This is a genomic window from Klebsiella sp. MS 92-3, from assembly GCF_000195655.1.
In the GTDB taxonomy this organism is placed as follows: Bacteria; Pseudomonadota; Gammaproteobacteria; order Enterobacterales; family Enterobacteriaceae; genus Klebsiella; species Klebsiella pneumoniae.
This window is the reverse complement of record NZ_GL882830.1, coordinates 83,890-85,419: the sequence shown is the minus strand read 5'-3', so window position 1 is coordinate 85,419 and position 1,530 is coordinate 83,890. Positions and strand designations below refer to the sequence as shown.

Here is a 1,530-nt window from a genome sequence, read left to right as displayed (position 1 = left end):
AAGGCGTATACGCCTTACCCGGGGCTTTGCTTTCTTACGGCGCCGGGTAGGTATAAACCTGATGCACCGCCTCAATCTCCGCTAATACCTCTTCGCTCAGCTCAAGCTGCAAACTTTCCACGTTGGCCTGCAGCTGCGTCATGGTCGTCGCCCCCAGCAGGGTGCTGGCGACAAACGGCTGCCGACGCACAAAGGCCAGCGCCATTTGCGCCGGATCGAGGCCGTGGCGTTTGGCGATATCCACATAGGCCGCTACCGCTTTCTGCGACTGCTCGCTGCTGTAGCGCGTAAAGCGGCTGAACAGCGTATTGCGCGCCCCCGCCGGCTTCGCACCGTTGAGATACTTGCCGGTCAGTGTGCCGAAAGCCAGGCAGGAGTAGGCCAGCAGCTCCACGCCTTCGAACTGACTCACTTCCGCGAGGCCGACTTCAAAGCTGCGGTTCAGCAGGCTGTAAGGATTCTGAATAGTCACGATCCGCGGGAGGTCGTGCTTATCCGCCAGGTGCAGATAACGCATCACGCCGAAGGCGGTTTCGTTCGACACGCCGATGTAGCGGATCTTCCCGGCGCGCTGGAACTCGGTCAGCGCTTCGAGGGTATCCAGCAGCGTCACGGCGGGCGCGGCGTCGGCCCAGGTATAGCCCAGCTTGCCAAAGCAGTTGGTTGGCCGCTGCGGCCAGTGAACCTGATATAAATCGAGATAATCGGTCTGCAGCCGCTTCAGGCTGGCGTGCAGCGCCTCGCGGATATTTTTGCGGTCCAGAACGTGATTGGGCCGAATGCTGCTGTCGTTATTGCGCGCGGGCCCGCTGACTTTCGAGGCGAGCACCAGCTTTTCGCGATTGCCGCGTTTCGCCAGCCAGTTGCCGACGTAGGTTTCAGTCAGCCCCTGGGTTTCCGGGCGCGGCGGGACCGGGTACATTTCAGCGACATCGATCAGGTTGATGCCGTTGGCAACCGCGTAATCGAGCTGCTGGTGGGCATCGGCCTCGCTATTCTGTTCGCCAAAAGTCATGGTTCCCAGCCCGAGGGTGCTGATTTCAAGAGAACTGTGTGGGATACGGTGATACTGCATAGCCAGCTTCCTTTTTATTTATAAGGTCAGGCATTCCCCGACAAAGGAGTATCAACATGGCAGAGGGTGAGAAAAAGAGGAAGTAAAAAATCAAAAAAGCCGGGTGACGAGGAGGGGCGGTGGGTGAAACCCGCGGCGTCCTGGTATATCCCGACTCTTCTCAAAAGACTGGTGGTCGGTAAGCGCAGCGTCAACAGAAGCTGGGGCCGACAGGGAAAGATTAACGCTTAATGATTTGCGAAACGTCGTCACGATTGATCTGCATTTTATTACCCTGCTGATCTTCGTAACTGATTAAACCGGTATCGTCATCCACGGTAGGTTTACCGTCGGTCAGGATCATTCGCCCATCTTTGGTCGCCATGACGTAATCGCTGCTGCAACCGGAAACCGAGAACGCCAGTCCTACGGCGGAAATCAATACTGCCCATTTCTTCATCGTCAACACCTCTTCA

At 57.3% G+C, this 1,530-nt stretch carries 2 protein-coding genes; both read right to left on the bottom strand.

Going from position 1 to position 1,530, the window contains the following annotated elements:
- Positions 1-34: 34 nt before the first annotated feature.
- Positions 35-1,075: an NADP(H)-dependent aldo-keto reductase gene (locus HMPREF9538_RS08720; RefSeq protein ID WP_002915975.1), complete on the bottom strand. Its 1,041-nt coding sequence runs from the start codon at positions 1,073-1,075 to the stop codon at positions 35-37.
- Positions 1,076-1,295: 220 nt separating this feature from the next.
- Positions 1,296-1,514, bottom strand: a complete 219-nt coding sequence (locus HMPREF9538_RS08725) for a YgdI/YgdR family lipoprotein (RefSeq protein WP_002915974.1) — start codon at positions 1,512-1,514, stop codon at positions 1,296-1,298.
- Positions 1,515-1,530 lie beyond the last annotated feature (16 nt).